This is a genomic window from Burkholderia savannae, assembly GCF_001524445.2.
In the GTDB taxonomy this organism is placed as follows: Bacteria; Pseudomonadota; Gammaproteobacteria; order Burkholderiales; family Burkholderiaceae; genus Burkholderia; species Burkholderia savannae.
In genome coordinates, this window is record NZ_CP013417.1 from 1180079 (window position 1) to 1199787 (window position 19709).

The window sequence follows — 19709 nt, forward strand, 5'->3', positions numbered from 1 at the left end:
GTTCAGGCTTCCATCGGTTGGGATTGAGACAACTTGCGACGCAGCAGCGCTTCGTCGCACTTCGGGCAAAACGGGTGGCTGCCGGCGAGATAGCCGTGCGTCGGGCAGATCGAGAACGTCGGCGTGACGGTCAGATACGGCAGCGAGAAACGGGTGAGCGCGCGCTTGACGAGCGTGCGGCACGCGTCGGCCGACGAAAGCGGCTCGGTCATGTACAAATGCAGCACCGTGCCGCCCGTGTATTTGCGCTGCAGGTCGTCCTGCCGCTCGAGCGCCTCGAACGGATCGTCGGTGAAGCCGACCGGCAGTTGCGACGAGTTCGTGTAGTACGGCATCTGCGGCGTGCCCGCCTGCAGAATGTCCGGATAGCGGCGGCGGTCTTCCTTCGCGAAGCGATACGTCGTGCCTTCGGCGGGCGTCGCCTCGAGGTTGTACATGTGGCCGGTTTCCTCCTGGTACTCGACGATGCGCGCGCGCACGTGATCGAGCAGGCGCAGCGCGAACGCGTGGCCCCAGTCGGTCGTCAGGTCATGCGCATCGTGGGTGAAATTGCGGATCATCTCGTTGATGCCGTTGACGCCGAGCGTCGAGAAATGATTGCGCAGCGTGCCGAGATAGCGCTTCGTATACGGGAAGAGGCCGTTGTCCATGTGACGCTGGATCACCTCGCGCTTGATCTCGAGGCTGTCCTTGCCGTAGTCGAGCAGCTCGTCGAGCCGCGCGAGCAGCGCGCGCTCGTCGCCCGCGTGCAGATGGCCGAGCCGCGCGCAATTCACGGTGACGACGCCGATCGAGCCCGTCTGCTCGGCCGAGCCGAAGAGCCCGTTGCCGCGCTTCATCAGCTCGCGCAGGTCGAGCTGAAGACGGCAGCACATCGAGCGGATCATGTTCGGCTTCAACTCCGAATTGATGAAGTTCTGGAAGTACGGCAGGCCGTAGCGCGCGGTCATCTCGAACAGGCGCTCGGCGTTCGGGCTGTGCCAGTCGAAATCGGCCGTGATGTTGTAGGTCGGAATCGGGAACGTGAACACGCGGCCCGCCGCATCGCCTGCCTGCATCACTTCGATGTACGCACGGTTGATCATGTCCATTTCGGCCTGTAGATCGCCGTAAGCGAACGGCGTCTCCTCGCCGGCGATCACAGGCACCTGCTCGCGCAGGTCCTCCGGGCAGATCCAGTCGAACGTCAGGTTCGTGAACGGCGTCTGCGTGCCCCAGCGCGACGGCACGTTCAGGTTGTAGATCAGTTCCTGGACGTACTGCCGGACTTCGGCGTAGGTGAGCGCGTCGCGGCGCACGAACGGCGCCATGTACGTGTCGAACGAGCTGAACGCCTGCGCGCCCGCCCATTCGTTTTGCAAGGTGCCGAGAAAATTCACGATCTGGCCGACCGCGCTCGACATGTGCTTCGGCGGGCCCGACTCGACCTTGCCGGGCACGCCGTTCAGGCCTTCGGCGAGCAGCGTGCGCAGCGACCAGCCCGCGCAATAGCCGGACAGCATGTCGAGATCGTGGATGTGCAGGTCCGCGTTGCGGTGCGCTTCGCCGATCTCGCCCGGATACACGTGGCTCAGCCAGTAATTCGCGATCACCTTGCCGGACACGTTCAGGATCAGGCCGCCGAGCGAATAGCCCTGGTTCGCGTTTGCGTTGACGCGCCAGTCCTGCCGTTGCAGGTATTCGTTGATCGACGATTCGACGTCGATCAGCGGCTTGTCGCGCGACGCCGGATTCGACGCGGCGTGGGGGAGCATGGTCTCGGACAACGTGGGCCTCTCTCGTTGGTGGCACAAAATCTGGTGACGGGATGAATGCTAAATACCAGATGTTGTATGGGTCAACGGCGATTCCGCGAAGTTTGGTGTGTGCTTGACGGCGATTAAGCCGGGGTGAATTAGGGGTGCGACATGGGCGGTCGGGCCGCGCGGATTGCCGGCGCGACGGGCGAGCGCGTGGCGGGATGCGTCGCGCTGAGGTGAACGACGGACACGAGCGGGCGCGCGGCGCAAGCATGCCGTGAAGATCGGGCGCGCGCGATGTGCGATGGCTCCGCATCCGGATGCGTGCGGAGCGCGAACTGCGAATCGCGGGTGTTTCGCGCGCGTCATTGCCGGCGTGCGTGACGATTCGTCCGCGACGGCGCGCCATGTTCGGGCATGGTGTGCGTTTCGCGCGCGCGGGGCGAACGCGTCACTGCATCATTGCCGACGTCGGATCGCTGCATGCGCGACGGCGGCGCGACGACCAACCCGTCGGTCCTTATTCGATCGAACGTGCGTGCTTCGCATGACGACTGCCGGCGAGAGCCTTCGCCGGAAGCAACCGCGTACGACGCGCGTCGCCGCGCGGCAACGCTTGGCTTAGCTGCCGGAGCTCGTGTCCGATCCGGGCGCGGCCATGGCCGGCGACATCAAGAACACGGCATAGCGGGCGAGATAGACGAGCAGCGCGGCGCTCCAGCCGATTCCCGCGACGACGAGCCACTGCGCCGTCGCGGCGGGAACGAGCCAGGGGCCGAGGACGCGCGCGAGCGTCGCGACGATCAGGAGCCCGTAGCAGATGCGTTCGACGGCGCTTGCGGCAAGCTCGCGTCCGGTATGCTCGAGCGCGGTGCGCGTGATCATCCCGACGATCGCGCAGCCGATCGCGCCCGTCGTGAACGTATGCAGCGCGAGCGAATGCGCGACGAGCCCATGCGCGCTCAAAGCCGTCAGCGCGAAGCCGGCGGCGATCGACGCATAGGCGACATGCAGGATCGACAGCATCGGCCGTCGCCCGGTCGCCCAGAAGCGCCAGCCGGCGAGCCGCGCCGCATGCAGCGCGGCGGCCGTCCACGCGAGCGCGGCGATCGCCGGCGCCGGCGCGCCGGCCGCATCGGCGACGAGCGCGGCGAGCGTGACCGACATCACCGACGATTCGACGATCCGCCACTGCCTGACGGGCAGTTCCGGCAGCGCGGCCGTCGTGATCGACGGGATGATGCGTCCGCCGATGATGACGATGAAGAGCACGAGCAGCCCCGCGGCGAGATCGGCGCAGCGCAGCGCCCAGTCGGCGTGTCCGAGCCGAATCCACAGGTGAAAGAGTGCGTTGAGCGCGGCGAGCATGCCGAGCGCGACGGGCAGGAAGATGCCATGCCGATTTTTCGCGCCGATCAACGCACGGATGAGCGCATACGCGATCGCCGGCAGAAACGCGACGTCGACGGCGGCCGCGAGCCAGCCGGGCCCCGTCCACATCAGCACGCGGCCGGCGAGCCACAGCAGCCACAGCGCGACGAGCGACGGGCCTTGCGCGGGATTCGTCGACGTCCACGTGCGCACCGACGTCAGCAGGAAGCCGGACACGATCGCGCCGCCGAAGCCGAAGATCATTTCGTGCGCATGCCAGAAGAGGCCGCTCGTCGGCGGCGTGTGGCCCGCCCAGTCGTGGCCCGCGAGCGCGCCTAGCCACGCGAGCATCGCGATCGCGCCGAAGCATGCGCCGCCTAGGTAGAAGGGCCGGAAGCCGGTCGACCACAGCGAGGCGCGGCGGCCGTCGGGCTGCGAGCGCGCGTTGCGCTCGGTCGAGCGGGCGAGCAGCATGACGTTCCCCTTTTCGATATGTTGCTTTCTACATGCATCATAAAGAAGAAACGCGCGCATGCGCTGCGACAAGATTGCACGGTCGCGGCCTTGTTCGCGCGCAAGGCTGCGGCGTCGGGCCGTTGACGCCGCGCGCGCGGCGGGCTAGATGGAGCGCTCGGCGCCGTCGCGGCGCGTCTTCGCGCGCGAGCGGCGCGCGAGCGCGACGCCGATCGCGAGTGTCGCAGCGAAGCTTGCGATCGCGACGGCGGCGGCTTCGCCGCCCGCGCGCCGCAATGCGAACGCATCGAGGAGCCCGCCCGCGACGCGCAGTGCGACGGCCGCGTGCAGCAGCGCGAGCGGCGCATAGAAGAACGGCCGGTACGCGACGCGCAGCCGCGCGACGGCCGGCACGATGATCGGCATGTGCCCGAGGATCATCGAGAACACGAAGCCGAGCGTGAGCGCGTGCAGCGCGGCGTCGTGCGCCGGATGGCCGGGGGCGAGCGCGCCGTCCAGGCCGAGCGCGCCGCTCACGGCGAGCCAGCCGTAGCCCGATAGCAGGCAGACGGCGATGAAGCGCGTGAGGCCGCGCCGGCGCACCGTGCGGCGCGCGATGTCGTAGCGGATCAGCCACAGGGCGAGCAGCAGTTCGCCCGCGCCGAACAGCCGCAGTGCGGGCAGCGGCTGCCAGGGCGTGAGCGCGGCGGCCGCGGGCAGCAGCGCGGCGATGCCGCAGAAGCACGCGCTCGCGCCGCGCGGCAGCGGGCGTACGCGCGTGAGTTCGAGCCGCTCGGCGGCGATCGTCAGGATCAGGAACGCGAGCCACCAGGCGACGGCCGAAAACGGATCGCCCGTCAGCAGCCAGACGACGTTGCCCGCCCACCAGCATGCGACGCTCGCGGCGAGCACCCACAGGAACAGCGCGGCTTGCCGTCGCAGCACCGCGGCGCCGACGGCGAGCGCGACGCTCGCCGCGCCGACCAGCAGCATGGCGGCGAACGCAGGCGGCGCGCCCGCGAGCAATGCGACGCCGGCCGCGACGGCCGCCGCCGGCGCGAGATACGCCCAGCGCGTGCCGAGCGCGACCGCGCGCTCGATGCCGATGACCGCGCCGAAAAACACGGGGATCATCAGCACGCCGTGCCACGCGAGCTTCGACACGGCGTGCGCGGGGGCGGCCGCGCCGAGCCGCGCGAGGCCCGTCGCGACGCCGCACGCGAGCAACGCGACGATGACGGCGCCCGCAGCGGCGCGAACGATCGGGCGGGCGGGCGAAGCGGTCGGCAGCATGGCGGTCGGCATCGCGTCGGGATCGCGTCGAAGTCGTCGGGCGCGCTAGGCGATCGGCCAGCCCATCTGCTCGCGGGCGGCGTCGCTCATCATCTTGGGCGCCCATGGCGGCTCCCAGACGAGATCGACGTCCACTGCCAGCACATCGGACGTGATCTCGCCGAGCGTCGCCTGCACGTCGTCGATCACGACGCCCGCCATCGGACAGGCGGGCGACGTCATCGTCATCGTCACGACGATGCGCTCGCCGGTACGCTCGATCCGGTAGACGAGACCGAGGTCGACGATGTTGACGCCGATCTCCGGATCGATGACGGCCCGCAGCGCGTCGCGCAGCGCGAGCTCGTCCGGCGTTTCGTTTCGGGTTGCTGAGGAATCGGACATGGTAGTCCTCGAACGGAGAGGGGAGGGGAGCGGGCCGGCCGCGCGTCGTGCGCGGCCGGCCCGAGGTTGCGATGCTTACGTGCGTTGCGCGGCCTGACCGACTGTGCGCTCGTCGGGCTGCGACGGCGCGGGACGGCGCAGCAGGCGAAGCGCGAACCAGCCGAGATACAGCACGCCGAACGCGAACACGACGTCGCCCGGCACGCGCAGCCATACGAGCGCGTTCATGATCGGCGCGTGCACGACCTCCGGCGAGCGCGCGTACCAGAGGCCCTTCGTCACGCTCGCGTACGCTTCATAGATGCCCGACGGCAGGATCGACATGAACACCATCATGAAGAGGCCGACGTTCAGCAGCCAGAACGCGGGCTTGAGCAGGCCGTCGCTCCACGCGTTGCGGGCGGACATGCCGCGCAGGCAGAACAGCATCAGGCCGATGCCGAGCATCCCGTACACGCCGAACAGCGCGGCGTGGCCGTGCGCGGGCGTCATGTTCAGGCCTTGCACGTAGTAGAGCGAGATCGGCGGGTTGATCGAGAAGCCGAGCAGCCCCGCGCCGACGGTGTTCCACACGCCGACGGCAACGAAGCAGAGGATCGCCCACTTGTACGACTGGACCCACGGCGCGGCTTGCGACTTGCGATACGTCTGCCAGCCTTCGAGGCCGATGAGCGCGAGCGGCACCACTTCGCATGCGGAGAACACGGCGCCCACGGCGATGATCGACGTCGTCGTGCCGGTGAAGTACAGATGGTGCAGCGTGCCGAGAATGCCGCCGAACAGGAACACGATCGTTTCCATCACGATCGCGCGATTCGCGCTTTCGAAGCGGATGAGGCCGAGGCGCGCGAAGATGAGGGCGATCACCGCGGTCGCGAACACTTCGAAGAAGCCCTCGACCCACAGGTGCACGAGCCACCATCTCCAGTACTCGATCATCGAGTAGTGCGTGTTTTGCCCCCACGCGAGCGACGACGCATAGAAGAGCCCGATGCACGCGGCGGACAGGAACACCATGCCGATCAGGCCGCGGCCTTCGGTCGCCTTGTTCCGCAGCGCGGGCATCAGCGCGCGCCCCATCAGGAACAGCCAGAACAGCAGGCCGACGAAGAGCAGGATCTGCCAGACGCGGCCCATGCTCGTGTACGCGAGCCCCTGGTTGCCGATCCAGAACGAGAAGTTGGTGCCGAGATGCTTGAGCGTGCCGAGCCAGCCCGTGACGGTCGAGCCGACGACGATGAAGATCAGCGCCCAGAACAGCACGTCGACGCCGAGCTTCTGCAGCTTCGGCTCCTGGCCCGAGAGCAACGGCGAGATGTAGAGGCCCGTCGCGAGCCAAGCGGTCGCGATCCAGAGCACGCCGAACTGCGTATGGATCGTGCGGCTCACGATCCACGGCATCACGTCCGCGAGCGGAATGCCGAAGAAGCTGTGGCCTTCGACCGCGTAGTGCGCGGTGATCGCGCCCATGAAGACCTGCGTGAGCAGCAGGCCGATCACGACGTAGAAATACTTCTTCGTCGCACGCATCGACGGCGTCGCCTTCACGTTGAAGAGCGGATCGTTCGTCGGCACGGCGAGCGGCGCGTCGTGTTCGCCGTGCGCGGTGTGATACCAGATCATGCCGGCGATCGCGCCGAGCAGGATGACCACGCTCGCGATCGACCACATGCCGTTCGCGGCCGTCGGCGTGTTGCCGACGAGCGGCTCGTGCGGCCAGTTGTTCGTGTACGTGACGTTCGTTTCGCCCGGGCGGTCGGTCGTCGCCGACCACGCGGACCAGAAGAAGAACGACGCGAGCGCGGTGCGATCGGCTGCGCCCGGCACCGAGCCCGATGTCATCGCGTATTGCTCGCGCAGCGTGTCGAGCGACGGATCGGCGCCGAACAATGCTTCGTAGTGCTCGGCAACGCGCAGCACCGCGGCCGCGCGTGCGTCCGACAGCGTGATGCGATCGCTCGCGGCGTCGTAGCGGTTCGCGCGCATTTCATGCTTCAGGCGTGCATCGAGCAGCCCTTGCTGTTCGACGGACAGCTTCGCGTAAGGCGCGCCGAATTGCTGGCGCGCCCATGCGTCGCGCAGCTCGAGCGCCTCGCGGTGCAGCCAGTCCGCCGACCAGTCCGGCGCGACATAGCTGCCGTGGCCCCAGACGGTGCCGAGCTGCTGGCCGCCCGACGCGAGCCATACTTGTTGACCGCGCCTGATCTGCTCGCCAGTGAAAATGACGCGCCCATTTTCGCTGACGACCGCGTTCGGAATCGGCGGTGCGGTGAGATAGATGTCTCTGCCGAGCCATAGCAGGACGGCGAATGACGTGAGGCAGACGAGCCCGAGCCATGTCCATAGACGACGTGTGGAGCGCATGACCTCTCTCCTTTCAAGAGGGTGGGATGTGGAGAAAACGTTCAATGCGACGGCGGCGCAACGGGCCGTCGATTAAACATGTACAAAGAATGTATGTTTAAGGGGATGGTATGAGACGGCCACGCGCTTGTAAAGGCTCGATGCCGCGACAGGGCGGCGCGACGGCGTTACGCCACGCGCGCGGCCGGTCGCGAAGGCGCGCCGATATTGGGTCGCGGGGCGTGGCGGGAAAGACGGCGTGTCAATTGGTCGCGGCCCGGCGCGATGCCGCCGCGCGGGTTGGGCACGGCTCGGCGAGCGCGCGCGACGCCGGCAATATGCGGCGCGGATGAGCCGCGCGTCGCGCAGTTCGGAAGACGCGATTCAGTCGGAACGGGCGCGACGCGATCCGATCATAGTCGGCGCGATGCGATGGGCTAGATGTGTTGCCGGATGCCGGCGAAGAAGCGGCAGCCGGCTATGCGAAGAAGGGGGAAAAGCGCAGGAGCGATGCGATGGCGCGCGAACGAAAGCGCCGCAGCGTGATGTCCGCTTGACGAAAATCAAGCGATATCCGATTCGGGCGACGGGCACGCGGCCGCGCATGTGATCCATCTTGCAGCCGCACGCCGCACGCCGCACGCCACACGACACACGACACACGACACACGACACTCACCGCTCACCGCTCACCGCTCGACGCTCGACGCTCGACGCTCACCGCACGACGCTCACCGCACGACGCTCACCGCACGACGCTCACCGCTCGACGGGCCGCCGTGCGTGACGGCGGCCCGAGTCGTCGCGGAATCGTCATGTGTTCGCGATCGCGAGATCCGCGAGCACCTTCTGCCGGATCGACGGCTTGATGTTCGATTGCGCCATGTTCGCGCCGTAATGCGCGACCACGCGCGGATTCATCACGCTGAACCACAGCGGCGGCACGTAGGCGAGCAGGATCATCGCCGCGTAGCCGGCGGGCAGTTGCGGCGAATCGTCGAAGTGCCGCAGCGCCTGATACGAGCGCGTCGGATTCGCGTGATGATCGGCGTGGCGCTGCAACTGATAGAGGAACAGATTCGTCACGACGTGATTGCTGTTCCACGAATGCTGCGGCGTGCAACGTTCGTAGCGCCCGGTCGGCAACTGCTTGCGGCCGAGCCCGTAGTGCTCGACGTAGTTCACGACCTCGAGCAGGGACGCGCCGTAGGCCGCCTGGATCAGCAGGAACGGAATCACCTTCGCGCCGCCGAACGCGATCGCGGCGCCCCACAGCGCGACCGTCATCGCCCACGCCTGCAGCACTTCGTTGCGCCATGTCCAGACCGAGCGGCCGCCGCGTGCGAGACGCTCCCGTTCGAGCCGCCACGCGGATGCGACGCTGCCGGTCACGGTGCGCGGCAGGAACACCCAGAACGATTCGCCGTAGCGCGCGCTCGCCGGATCGTTCGGCGTCGCGACGCGCACGTGATGGCCGCGATTGTGCTCGACGAAGAAGTGGCCGTACGCAACGGGCGCGAGCGTGATCTTCGCGAGCCAGCGCTCGAAGGGGCTCGTCTTGTGGCCGAGCTCGTGCGCGGTGTTGATCGAGATGCCCGTCGCCGCGCCGAGCGACAGCGCGAAGCCGAGATAGTCGTACCACGCGAGCGATTTCGTCGCGACGATCCATATCGCGCCCGCGAAGGCGACGTAGACGATGAAGGTCGCGAGATAGACGACGTAGCGGTAGTAGCGATCGCTTTCGAGCTGCGACACGACGGATTCGGGCGGATTCTCGCTGTCGACGCCGATCAGCAGGTCGAGCACCGGGATGACGCCGAACGCGAACAGCGGCCCGAACCACCAGAAGATGTGCCAGCCGGTCGACAGCGCGAGGAGCGCGGCGAGGAGCGGCAGCGTGATCGTCAGCGCGCCGAGCAGCCACCCATAGCGTTTCGTGTCGGTCCAGGCCGCCGAAGCCGGTTGCGGAATTGCCATTGTCTCCCTCCAAGTTGGGTACCGATTTTGTTGTGCTCCGATTTAATACGTGCGCAAGCGATTACCATTCGCGCCGACGAGTTCATGCCCGTTGCGCTGATTTATACGTGCTCAATTATCGTTCAGCCAAACATTCGGATTAGGGCGCGACCTCCAAACGACGGCTCGGCCGGCGCGCGCCGCCGCGTCGCTAGCGTCGGGCCGTGATTCAAACGTCCGCGTATTCCGCAATTGCTGAACAAATAACGGATAAAACCGAGGGTAATTCCGTATATTGAGGGGCGACGCAGGGATCATGAAAGATCGATACTGAACGAGATTGCCCCGCAAGGCGAGCGGGATTCGCCGATTCCGCGCCGCGAGGGGCTCGATGCGATTCGAGTTGACGATCTTTCGTTTTTCTTTCTGCGGGCCTATCCATTGTCAGCATTCGCTCCGAGCGCTTGCGCCGTCGTCTGGTTTCGCGACGATCTGCGCGTGTCCGATCATCCCGCGCTCGCGTGCGCCGCCGAGTCGGGACGTCCGGTGATCGGCGTCTACGTGTTCGACGAGCGCGCCGGCGCGCGACCGCTGGGCGGCGCGGCGCGCTGGTGGCTGCACGGATCGCTGCGCGCGCTCGACGCCGCGCTCGCCGAGCTGGGTAGCCGGCTCGTGCTGCTGCGCGGCGACGCGGCCGACGCGATCGCTTCGTTCGTCGCGGCGCTCGGCGCGAGCGCGGTCTATTGGAACCGCCGTTATGCGCTCGCCGAGCGCGCGCTCGACAATGCGGTGCAGACGTTGCTCGAAGCGCGCGGCGTCACGGTCGAGACGTTCAACGCGAGCCTGCTGTTCGAGCCGGGCGACGTCGTCGCCGAGTCAGGCCATCCGTATCAGGTGTTCGGCGCATACTGGCGCGCGGCGCTGCGGCGCGGCGTGCATGCGGCGCCGCTCGCCGCGCCGCTGCGCTTGAGCGGCTGCGCGCCGCCGCACGGGATCGCGCAGCGGCAGGTCACGCTCGATGCGCTCGCGCTTTTGCCGACGCGCCCGGATTGGACGGGCGGCTTGCGCGACGCGTGGCGCTGCGGCGAGGACGCCGCGCACCGCCTGCTGCGCGCGTTCGTCGACAGCCGGCTCGGCGGCTACGCGACCGAGCGCGACCGGCCGGGCATCGCGTCGACGAGCCGCCTGTCGCCGTACGTGCGCTTCGGCAACCTGTCCGTGCGGCAGATCTGGCATGCGGCGGTCGATGCGCACGCGTACGGCGCGGCGACGCAGGCGGATCTCGACAAGTTTCTCGGCGAGCTCGGCTGGCGGGAGTTCTGCTACGGACAACTGTACCGCTTCCCGGATCTGCCGCGCCGCAACCTGCGCCACAATCTCGACGGGATGCCGTGGCGCGACGATCCCGCGGCGCTCGCCGCATGGCGGCGCGGCGCCACGGGCTATCCGTTCGTCGACGCGGGCATGCGCGAGCTATGGACGACGGGCTGGATGCATAACCGCGCGCGAATGGTGTGCGCGTCGTTCCTCGTCAAGCATCTGCTGATCGACTGGCGGGAAGGCGAAGCGTGGTTCTGGGACACGCTCGTCGATGCGGACGCCGCGTCGAACGCGGCGAACTGGCAGTGGGTTGCGGGCTGCGGCGCGGACGCCGCGCCTTATTTCCGGATCTTCAATCCGGTCGTGCAGGGCAAGAAGTTCGACCCGGACGGCGCGTACGTGCGGCGCTGGGTGCCCGAGCTCGCCGGCTTGCCGTCGAGCGCGATCCACGAGCCTTGGCTCGCGCCGCCCGCGCAGCTCGAGGCGGCGCGCGTGCGGCTCGGCGACACCTATGCGCTGCCGATCGTCGCGCACCACGCCGCGCGTCGGCGCGCGCTCGACGCGATTGGGGCGACCCGATGAATCCTGCGGTGGTACGTTTAATTTTTCGTAATTAATATGGCGGAAATATTACAGAAAGTTCACTTTTTTGATCCTTATCAGTTGTTAAACTCTTCGAGAGTGTCAGGAAGAGTTTGACAGAGGCTAGCGCATGGATATGAATGGCGGCTTTCCGCCGGAGGCGGTCGCCCCGGTCGTTTGGATGACGGGCTTGCCGGGGGCCGGCAAGACGACGACGGCGAACGTGTTGCTGAACCGGCTGCTCGAGAGCGGCGCGAAGGCGATCGTGCTCGACGGCGATGCGCTGCGCACCGGCCTGTGCTCCGATCTCGGTTTTTCGGACGCCGACCGGATGGAGAACATCCGCCGCTTCGCGCACGTCGCGAAGCTGTTTCAGCACGAGGGCTATATCGTGATCGTCGCGACGATTTCGCCGCTGCAGGCGCATCGCGATCTCGCCCGCTCGATCGTCGGGACGGGCTTTTTCGAGACTTACGTGTCGACGCCGCTCGAAGTGTGCCGCGCGCGCGATCCGAAGGGCATGTACGCGCGCGCCGAGCAAGGGCGGCTGATGCAGTTCACGGGCGTGTCGGGCGCTTACGAGCCGCCCGTCGCACCCGATATCTCGATCGACACGTCGAACTGCAGCGTCGCGCTTTCGCTCGCCGACGTCATGGCGCAACTCATGCGGGTGACCGTGCTGCCCGCGAAGCTCGGCGCGTCCGCTCAAGTGTCCGCTGCACTCGCTGTACCCGCTGCACTCGCCGCGCCGGCTATCGTCGGCAGCCAACTGATCGATTAACGACGCGTCGAGCTTGCTCGCCGTCGCGCAATGGGCGGTGTGGGGCATGCGTCGCGTGCCCGCGTAGGTAGCCGCGCGCTCGCGCGTTGTTCTTCCGATTTGTCTCTGCATATTGCGCTTGCGGCATGCCGCAAGCGCGGCTTCGCTCTTCGCGCGCTCGGCCGCATCGCACCGCGGCGCGCGCTGCGTATCGCGACGAGGGCGCCGTCGCGCGCAGGAGCGCCGCTTGCGCGGATCGCCGGGCCCGGATGGGCGTTCATCGTCGGTCGCGCGGCAAGCGGCGTGCGTCATTTATCCGATGACGCACGCCGGTCACTCATTGCATTGCATTGCATCGCGATGCGCGCATCGTTTCCTTTCTTTCGACATGGGCGGTGTCGTGCGCGCAATGCGTCCGTCGCGCTCGTGGATTTGAAGAACGAGATATCGGGCAAGCCTCGCGCAACGCATGCATCGCCGCATTCCGACGAGGCTCCGTCATTCATCCGTCATTCGCTTCGCAGCGGCTCCAGCAAGGGCTTTTTTTGAGATGCGCGCGCAACGCGCGTGAATAATCCACACAAGCATTGAGCGATCCCTTCGTCTATTCGAGCAGCGTATGGCCCCGTTTTGGCGAATGAAAAAATCTCATTTGCCCGAAGGTTGCCGCGCATGTGTAATTCGAATCGAATTGCACCAAAACGCAAACCGCACAAGCACAAATAAATACACGCTGATCATTCGGGCCGGTTGATCTTGCCTCGCATTGCCGCACCGGATGCGGCGCGTCGCACCGCTGCGCGAGAAACTTCGGCCTGTCCGAACATGGAGATCCGATGAGGGCGGCGATGGGGAATTGGGCAGAGGATCTGCTCGCGGGGCTGGACGGAGCGCGATCCGAGGAAGAGGCGTTTCGAAGCATCGAAATCGCCGCCACGGCCCTCGATTTCGAATACTGCGCGTATGGGCTGCGCGTGCCGTGGCCGGTGTCCAGGCCGCGAATCGAGACGCGCAGCAATTTTCCCGAGCAATGGAAGCGCCGCTATGCGGAGGCGGGCTTTCTCGATGTCGATCCGATCCTTGCGCACGGGCGCCGGTCGCAGCAGCCGATCGTCCTGAACGAGACGCTGTTTGCGTCCGCGCATCAAATGTGGGTCGAGGCGCAGTCGTTCGGGCTGAAGTTCGGCTGGGCGCAGTCGAACTTCGACGCGTATGGCGGCATGGGCATGCTCGCGCTCGTGCGCACGCGCGAGCCGGTGACGGAGGCGGAGCTCGATGCGAAGGAATACCGGATGCGCTGGCTCGTGCGCACCGCGCACGCCGCGCTCGGCCACCTGATGCTGCCGAAGCTGATGGCCGATCCGGAGCGCGGGCTGACCGAGCGCGAGGTCGAGGTGCTCAAGTGGGCGGCGGACGGCAAGACGTCGGGCGAAATCTCGAAGATTCTCGCGATCTCCGTCGATACGGTGAACTTCCACGTAAAGAACGCGATCCTGAAGCTCAGGACCGCGAACAAGACGGCCGCCGTCGTGCGCGCGGCGATGCTCGGGTTGCTGAGCTGAACCCGGCTCGGCCGAACCGGGCTCGGCGGCTCGGGCGGGTGACGCCGGGGGCCGGATTCTTCGAGTCGCGCGGCGGCACATGAGGGCGGCGAGAAGCGGGGGCGTCGAGAAGCAAGGGGGCAGCCGCATCGCCGGCCGATTTCCGTTGCGGCGAGTGGGCGGCGGTTGGCGCAATGCGGGCGCGCCGGCGTCGACGCGCGCATGATGGACTACCGCGAACGCTTAGCCGGAACGTCGCGAATCGCCGTGGCGCGGCGCTACATTTTCACTTGCTCGCGCATCGCGGCGTCGGTCCTCGCATTCGCCTGACGGGCATCGATGCGACGACGTCGTTTCGCGCGCCGTCGCGCCGTCTTCATCGCCGTTTCCCCGGAGAGCGTGCGCCGACGGATCGATGCGCCGCCGCGGCGCGGAATCGGGCGCGATTCCGGCGATCATCTTCGATGCAAGCTAAGTGTTGAACGGCGAGCCGGCGCGTTCGCACGGCGTCGCCGTCGCTTGTGCTCGACCGGGGCAGGATGCACCGCTTCATGGCGTGTCGTGTCACGTCACGTCACGTCGAGTTGCGTTGCATCGCGCCGCACTTCGCGTGTGGGCCGCTCGCCATCATTTTCCGGCGCGGCGTGTGTCCGCTGCCGCTTTTTCGTAAATCGAGTAACGTATCGTTGCTGTTTCGCCGTGTCATTCGGCCGCGCGCGTGTCGCCCGCACGCCGCGCCGATGTGAATCGGACGGCGTATCCGTGCGATGTTCGCGCGGCCGCATGCGAGGCGGCGAAACGCGGAACCTGAGTAGAAGCTGAGCGGAACCCGAGCAGACGGCGGCGCACGCGCCGCGCCGACGCGCGCCGATCCTGCGCGACGTCGTCGCGCCGCCGCCCGATTTCGGCGAGCGATCTCCCGGACGTTCGTCCGCCGACCCTGCGAAAGCCGAGAAAAAATGGCCGCCGCAGGCGAGCTTCGCGCCGCGGCGGCGCACGGTTCCGAATCGACGAAAACGACCATGACAGGAGACGACATGCCGGACCAGCAGCGGCCCGACGCCATTCCGCCTGAACCCTTCGTCGCGCCGGCCGCCGACGGCTTCCTCGTGCGCGGCTTTGCGTGGCGGCACCGTGGCCCCGCAGCCGGCCGGCCGGTGACGGTCGTCAATTGCGCGACCTCGGTGCGCTGCCGCTATTACTTCCGCTTTGCCGCGTATCTGTTCAGCCACGGCAGCGACGTGCTCGTCTACGACTATCGCGGCATCGGCGAGTCGCGGCCCGCGTCGCTCGCCGGCTTTCGTGCGACCTGGCTCGACTGGGGGCGTCTCGATTGCGACGCGGTCCTGCAATACGCGTCGCGCGCGTTTGGGGGCCAGCCGGTCGACGTCGTCGCGCACAGCGTCGGCGGTGTCACGCTCGGGCTCGCCAATTCGAATGCGCTCGTGCGCCGCGTGCTCACGGTCGGCTCGCAATATGCGTACTGGCGTGATTACGCGGGCTCGCATCGGCTGCGGATGCTGATCAAATGGCATGTCGCGATGCCGATTCTCGCGCGCCTGTTCGGCTACGTTCCCGCGAAGCGGCTCGGCTGGATGGAGGACACGCCGCGCGGCGTCGCGCTGTCGTGGAGCCGCAGCCGGCCGCGCTTCGAGGACGCGTTCGCGCGCGCGCCGATCGCGGAGACGGCCGACGCGCGGCGCGATCTCGTCGAGCGTTTCGCGCGGCTGACCGCGCCGACGCTCGCCATCGGCCTGTCGGACGACGAGTTCGGCAGCGTCGAGGCGGTCGAGCGCCTGCTCGGCTATTACGCGCACAGCGCGGTCACGCATCTGCGGATCGCGCCCGAGCAGATCGGCGCGGCGTCGGTCGGGCATTTCGCGTTCTTCCACAGCCGCTTCGAAAAGACGCTCTGGCCGATCGCGCTCGGCTGGCTCCAGACGGGCGAACTCGCGCCCGATACGCCGGGCGACGTCTATCGGCAACCGTCCGCGCCCGAGCGCGGCCGCGCGGCGCGCGACGAGGACAAGGGCAAGGACGAGGACGAGGACGTGAAGGGCGGGCGGACGGCCACCGGCTGAGCGGCGCGCGCCGGCTGCGGCCGGCGCGGCTCGGCGCACGAAGATCCGTTACCATCGAACGCATTCCATTGTCTGCACGACGTGCCCCGCCGCCGATGCGCCAGCCGACAGATGCCGCCTTGCCATTCACGACCGACGCCGCCTTGCCTTTCACGCTCGACGACGCCTGCCGCGCCGTCGAGCTGTCGCCGCCCGCGGCGGCGCAACGCGCCGGCGTGCGGCTCGTGCGGCTCGACTTCGATTTCGATGCGCCGCGCGGCGCGCGCACGATGGATTGGCTGAGCGACGACGAGCGTGAGCGCGCCAGCCGCTTCGTTCGCGCGGACGACGCGCTGCGCAGCGCGTCGACGCGCGCCGCGTTGCGCGGCGTGATCGGCGCGGCGCTCGGCGTGCCGCCCGCCGAGTTGCGGATCGTCGCCGATGCATGGGGACGGCCGCGGCTCGCGCCGGCGCACGCGGCGCTCGCGCCGACGCTCGACTTCAACGTGTCGCATTCCGGCGCGCATGCGCTGATCGCGTGGAGCCGCGCCGCGCGCGTCGGCGTCGACATCGAGGCGGGGCGGGCGGGCGTCGACTGGAGCTCGCTCGGCCGCGCGGTGTTCGCGCCCGCGGACGCGGCGGCGATCGCCATGTTGCCCGCTGGCGAGCGCGAAGCGGCGTTCTATCGCGTGTGGGCGGCGAAGGAGGCGTTCCTGAAAGCGCTCGGCACGGGGATCGGCGGCGGCCTGACCGCGTTTTCGGTGCTCGGCGGCGCGTCGCCGCCGCGGGGCGGGAACGGCGGCGCGCCCGTCGTCGGCATCGTCGAGCCGAACTCGCCCGCGAGCGGCGTGGCGGCGTTCGAGGCGGCATGGCTCGACGCGCCCGCGGGCTATGCCGCGTGCGTCGCCTGGCGGCGTGCGGGCGGCGGCACGTTTTAGCGGCGGGCGAGCCGTTTCGAGGCGGCGCGTCAGTCACGCCGCGCGGCGCTTCGTTTCGTTCGAGGCGTTCGGAACGGACGGCCGCCGGCGCTCGAGCGTCCGTGCATCGACGCGATCGGCTGATCGTCTTGCCGCCTGATCGACTCATCTCGTCGGCGCTTCATGGCCTCATCGCTGCTCCGCGCCCGCCGATTCCCCCTTGAGGCTTCACATGTCCGTCGCAGCGGCGGCAATGCGGGTTTCGGCGGCTGCGCGCGATCGTCGCCAGCGGAGCCGATCTCCGCGCGGCTGGGCGCGGGCGTCGCGCGAACGTGCGTCGCCCACGCCCGGCCACCGGAGCGATCGCAACGCCGGACGATCGGAAGCCGACGGAAATCGAGATCCATCCGAGGAGTCGGGGCCGCCAAATCCGGGAGGCGATGATTCGGGATCGGAACTTGGCGAAACGCCTTCGAAATCCTGCTTCGCGTGGTGAAAGGCGCGGCGCGCGACGCCATCGTCGTTCGAGCGCGCGCCCAAAGCGCGAAGCGCTGCGAAATCCGGCCGGCCACTTCCATTGTCGCGCTCGTCGACCCGCCCGGGCGGCCTCCGCCGCTGCGCCCCGATCCGGCTTCGCCCGCCCGCCGGACTAGGGGAAACTCCTAGCCCGGATTTTTGAAAAACAAGTTGTCTATACAACATCGAGTCACTACACTCAACTCATCCCGAAACTTGTATAGACAGGACCCCTTCATGATCACGCTGACCCCAGGCCGCCTGACTCTCCCGCAACTGCGCCGGATCGCCCGCGAGAACGTGCAGATCACGCTCGATCCCGCGAGTTTCGCCGCGATCGACCGGGGCGCGCAAGCCGTCGCCGACATCGCCGCGAAGGGCGAGCCGGCCTACGGCATCAATACGGGCTTCGGACGCCTCGCGAGCACGCACATCCCGCACGATCAGCTCGAGCTGCTGCAGAGGAATCTGGTGCTCTCGCATGCGGTCGGCGTCGGCGAGCCGATGTCGCGTCCCGTCGTGCGCCTCCTGATGGCGCTCAAGCTGTCGAGCCTCGGCCGCGGTCACTCGGGCATCCGCCGCGTCGTGATGGACGCGCTCGTCAAGCTGTTCAACGCCGACGTGCTGCCGCTCATCCCGGTCAAGGGCTCGGTCGGCGCGTCGGGCGATCTCTCGCCGCTCGCGCACATGTCGGCGGCGCTGCTCGGCATCGGCGAAGTGTTCATCCGCGGCGAGCGCGCGAGCGCCGTCGACGGGCTGCGCGTCGCGGGCCTCGCGCCGCTCACGCTCGAAGCGAAGGAGGGCCTCGCGCTGCTGAACGGCACGCAGGCGTCCACCGCGCTCGCGCTCGACAACCTGTTCGCGATCGAAGACCTGTACCGCACGGCGCTCGTGTCGGGCGCGCTGTCGGTCGACGCGGCGGCGGGCTCGGTGAAGCCGTTCGACGCGCGCATTCACGAGCTGCGCGGCCATCGCGGCCAGGTCGACGCGGCGGCCGCGTACCGGTCGCTGCTCGACGGCTCGGCGATCAACGTGTCGCACCGCGACTGCGGCAAGGTGCAGGACCCGTACAGCCTGCGCTGCCAGCCGCAGGTGATGGGCGCGTGCCTCGACCAGATTCGCCACGCGGCCGGCGTGCTGCTCATCGAAGCGAACGCGGTGTCGGACAACCCGCTGATCTTCCCGGATACGGGCGAAGTGCTGTCGGGCGGCAACTTCCACGCGGAGCCCGTCGCGTTCGCGGCCGACAACCTCGCGATCGCCGCGGCCGAGATCGGCGCGCTCGCCGAGCGCCGCATCGCGCTGCTCATCGACGCGACGCTCTCCGGCCTGCCGCCTTTCCTCGTGAAGGACGGCGGCGTGAACTCGGGCTTCATGATCGCGCACGTGACGGCCGCCGCGCTCGCGTCGGAGAACAAGACGCTCGCGCATCCGGCATCGGTCGATTCGCTGCCGACCTCGGCGAACCAGGAGGACCACGTGTCGATGGCGACGTTCGCCGCGCGCAAGCTCGCGGACATCGCGGAGAACGTCGCGAACATCCTCGCGATCGAGCTGCTCGCCGCCGCGCAGGGCGTCGATCTGCGCGCGCCGCACGAAACGAGCCCGGCGCTGCAGCACGCGATGAAGACGATCCGCGCGGACGTCGCGCACTACGATCTCGACCATTACTTCGCGCCGGACATCGCGGTGGTCGCGCAGCGCGTGCGCGAGCGCGCGTTCGCGACGCTGAGCCCGCTCGCGTTCGAATCGGAACAATAAGACGATGAGCACGCCCGCCTATCAGGAAATCAAGGACTTCATCCTCGATCGCATTCACGCCGGCGAATGGGCGGAAGGCGATCAGGTGCCGTCCGAGAACGAGCTCGCGCGCGAGTTCAAGGTTGCGCGAATGACGGTCAACCGCGCGCTGCGCGAGCTCACGGCCGAGCAGGTGCTCACGCGCATCCAGGGGGCGGGCACCTTCGTCGCGCGGCCGAAGTACGAGTCGACGCTCGTCGCGATCCGCAGCATCTCCGACGAAATCGCCGCGCGCGGCCACCGGCACCATGCGCGCGTGCTCGATCTCGTCACGATGAAGGCCGACGACGCGCTCGCCGACGAAATGCAGGTGCCGCTCAACACGAAGCTTTTCCGCTCGGTGATGCTGCATTACGAGAACGACGAGCCGGTGCAGCTCGAAGAGCGCTGGGTCAATCCGGCCGTCGCCGCGGATTACGCGGAGCAGGATTTCTCGGCGATCACGCCGAACCAGTACCTGATGCGCGTCGCGCCGCTGCAGCGCGTCGAGTACCGGATCGAGGCGGCGATGCCCGATCGCGTGATGCGCGAGGAGCTCGAGATGAGCGAGACCGAGCCGTGCCTCGTGCTGCATCGGCGCACGTGGTCGCAAGGCGTCGTCGCGTCGGTCGTGAACCTCTGGCATCCGGGCAGCCGCTATCGCTTCACCGGCCATTTCTGAACGCTTAACGAAA

The 19709-nt window shown here is 68.0% G+C and carries 14 protein-coding genes; 8 read left to right on the forward strand and 6 right to left on the reverse strand.

Annotated elements, in window-relative coordinates; translation table 11 throughout:
• Window positions 1-2: 2 nt before the first annotated feature.
• The 6 genes from WS78_RS05970 to WS78_RS05995 all read right to left on the reverse strand — a co-directional run bounded on the left by WS78_RS05970 (window position 3) and on the right by WS78_RS05995 (window position 9560).
• A complete protein-coding gene (locus tag WS78_RS05970) occupies window positions 3-1754 on the reverse strand; it encodes a ribonucleoside triphosphate reductase (RefSeq protein ID WP_038750769.1) in 1752 nt (583 codons plus the stop codon).
• Window positions 1755-2360: 606 nt separating this feature from the next.
• Window positions 2361-3584: an NnrS family protein gene (locus WS78_RS05975; RefSeq protein ID WP_059584160.1), complete on the reverse strand. Its 1224-nt coding sequence runs from the start codon at window positions 3582-3584 to the stop codon at window positions 2361-2363.
• A gap of 144 nt (window positions 3585-3728) precedes the next feature.
• Window positions 3729-4868 (reverse strand): hypothetical protein, encoded by a 1140-nt coding sequence (locus tag WS78_RS05980; protein WP_059584159.1) that lies wholly within the window; start codon window positions 4866-4868, stop codon window positions 3729-3731.
• Between the two features lie 33 nt (window positions 4869-4901).
• A complete protein-coding gene (locus tag WS78_RS05985) occupies window positions 4902-5240 on the reverse strand; it encodes a metal-sulfur cluster assembly factor (protein WP_038750694.1) in 339 nt (112 codons plus the stop codon).
• A 75-nt stretch (window positions 5241-5315) separates the two neighbouring features.
• Window positions 5316-7604, reverse strand: coding sequence for a nitric-oxide reductase large subunit (locus WS78_RS05990; protein ID WP_038750692.1), 2289 nt, complete (start codon window positions 7602-7604; stop codon window positions 5316-5318).
• A 792-nt stretch (window positions 7605-8396) separates the two neighbouring features.
• Window positions 8397-9560 (reverse strand): alkane 1-monooxygenase, encoded by a 1164-nt coding sequence (locus tag WS78_RS05995; protein ID WP_059584156.1) that lies wholly within the window; start codon window positions 9558-9560, stop codon window positions 8397-8399.
• 420 nt (window positions 9561-9980) lie between these two features.
• On the opposite strand from WS78_RS05995, the gene WS78_RS06000 reads away from it, so the two are divergent.
• The 8 genes from WS78_RS06000 (at window position 9981) to hutC (ending at window position 19696) form a co-directional block, all read left to right on the forward strand.
• The gene (locus WS78_RS06000; RefSeq protein WP_059584153.1) at window positions 9981-11441 is read left to right on the forward strand and encodes a cryptochrome/photolyase family protein; all 1461 of its coding nucleotides are present in this window, start codon (window positions 9981-9983) and stop codon (window positions 11439-11441) included.
• Window positions 11442-11571: 130 nt separating this feature from the next.
• Window positions 11572-12222, forward strand: a complete 651-nt coding sequence (gene cysC, locus WS78_RS06005) for an adenylyl-sulfate kinase (RefSeq protein WP_038750684.1) — start codon at window positions 11572-11574, stop codon at window positions 12220-12222.
• A 30-nt stretch (window positions 12223-12252) separates the two neighbouring features.
• Window positions 12253-12750, forward strand: coding sequence for a hypothetical protein (locus WS78_RS35590; RefSeq protein WP_156432546.1), 498 nt, complete (start codon window positions 12253-12255; stop codon window positions 12748-12750).
• 299 nt (window positions 12751-13049) lie between these two features.
• Complete coding sequence (locus WS78_RS06010; RefSeq protein ID WP_038750681.1) at window positions 13050-13763, forward strand: autoinducer binding domain-containing protein; 714 nt, start codon at window positions 13050-13052, stop codon at window positions 13761-13763.
• A gap of 1016 nt (window positions 13764-14779) precedes the next feature.
• Entirely contained in the window at window positions 14780-15823 is a 1044-nt protein-coding gene (locus WS78_RS06020) for an alpha/beta hydrolase family protein (protein WP_059584198.1), read from the forward strand.
• 95 nt (window positions 15824-15918) lie between these two features.
• Complete coding sequence (locus WS78_RS06025) at window positions 15919-16740, forward strand: 4'-phosphopantetheinyl transferase family protein (RefSeq protein WP_059584148.1); 822 nt, start codon at window positions 15919-15921, stop codon at window positions 16738-16740.
• A 732-nt stretch (window positions 16741-17472) separates the two neighbouring features.
• The gene (hutH, locus tag WS78_RS06030; RefSeq protein WP_038750674.1) at window positions 17473-18996 is read left to right on the forward strand and encodes a histidine ammonia-lyase; all 1524 of its coding nucleotides are present in this window, start codon (window positions 17473-17475) and stop codon (window positions 18994-18996) included.
• 4 nt (window positions 18997-19000) lie between these two features.
• Window positions 19001-19696: a histidine utilization repressor gene (gene hutC / locus WS78_RS06035; protein WP_038750671.1), complete on the forward strand. Its 696-nt coding sequence runs from the start codon at window positions 19001-19003 to the stop codon at window positions 19694-19696.
• Window positions 19697-19709 lie beyond the last annotated feature (13 nt).

Excerpts from the sequence above, each read along its gene's own strand:
- WS78_RS05970 (WP_038750769.1), bottom strand. The coding sequence starts at position 1,754 with ATGCTCCCCCACGCCGCGTCGAATCCGGCGTCGCGCGACAAGCCGCTG.
- WS78_RS05975 (WP_059584160.1), bottom strand. The coding sequence starts at position 3,584 with ATGCTGCTCGCCCGCTCGACCGAGCGCAACGCGCGCTCGCAGCCCGAC.
- WS78_RS05980 (WP_059584159.1), bottom strand. The coding sequence starts at position 4,868 with ATGCCGACCGCCATGCTGCCGACCGCTTCGCCCGCCCGCCCGATCGTT.
- WS78_RS05985 (WP_038750694.1), bottom strand. The coding sequence starts at position 5,240 with ATGTCCGATTCCTCAGCAACCCGAAACGAAACGCCGGACGAGCTCGCG.
- WS78_RS05990 (WP_038750692.1), bottom strand. The coding sequence starts at position 7,604 with ATGCGCTCCACACGTCGTCTATGGACATGGCTCGGGCTCGTCTGCCTC.
- WS78_RS05995 (WP_059584156.1), bottom strand. The coding sequence starts at position 9,560 with ATGGCAATTCCGCAACCGGCTTCGGCGGCCTGGACCGACACGAAACGC.
- cysC (WP_038750684.1), top strand. The coding sequence starts at position 11,572 with ATGGATATGAATGGCGGCTTTCCGCCGGAGGCGGTCGCCCCGGTCGTT.
- WS78_RS35590 (WP_156432546.1), top strand. The coding sequence starts at position 12,253 with ATGGGCGGTGTGGGGCATGCGTCGCGTGCCCGCGTAGGTAGCCGCGCG.
- WS78_RS06010 (WP_038750681.1), top strand. The coding sequence starts at position 13,050 with ATGGGGAATTGGGCAGAGGATCTGCTCGCGGGGCTGGACGGAGCGCGA.
- WS78_RS06020 (WP_059584198.1), top strand. The coding sequence starts at position 14,780 with ATGCCGGACCAGCAGCGGCCCGACGCCATTCCGCCTGAACCCTTCGTC.
- WS78_RS06025 (WP_059584148.1), top strand. The coding sequence starts at position 15,919 with ATGCGCCAGCCGACAGATGCCGCCTTGCCATTCACGACCGACGCCGCC.
- hutH (WP_038750674.1), top strand. The coding sequence starts at position 17,473 with ATGATCACGCTGACCCCAGGCCGCCTGACTCTCCCGCAACTGCGCCGG.
- hutC (WP_038750671.1), top strand. The coding sequence starts at position 19,001 with ATGAGCACGCCCGCCTATCAGGAAATCAAGGACTTCATCCTCGATCGC.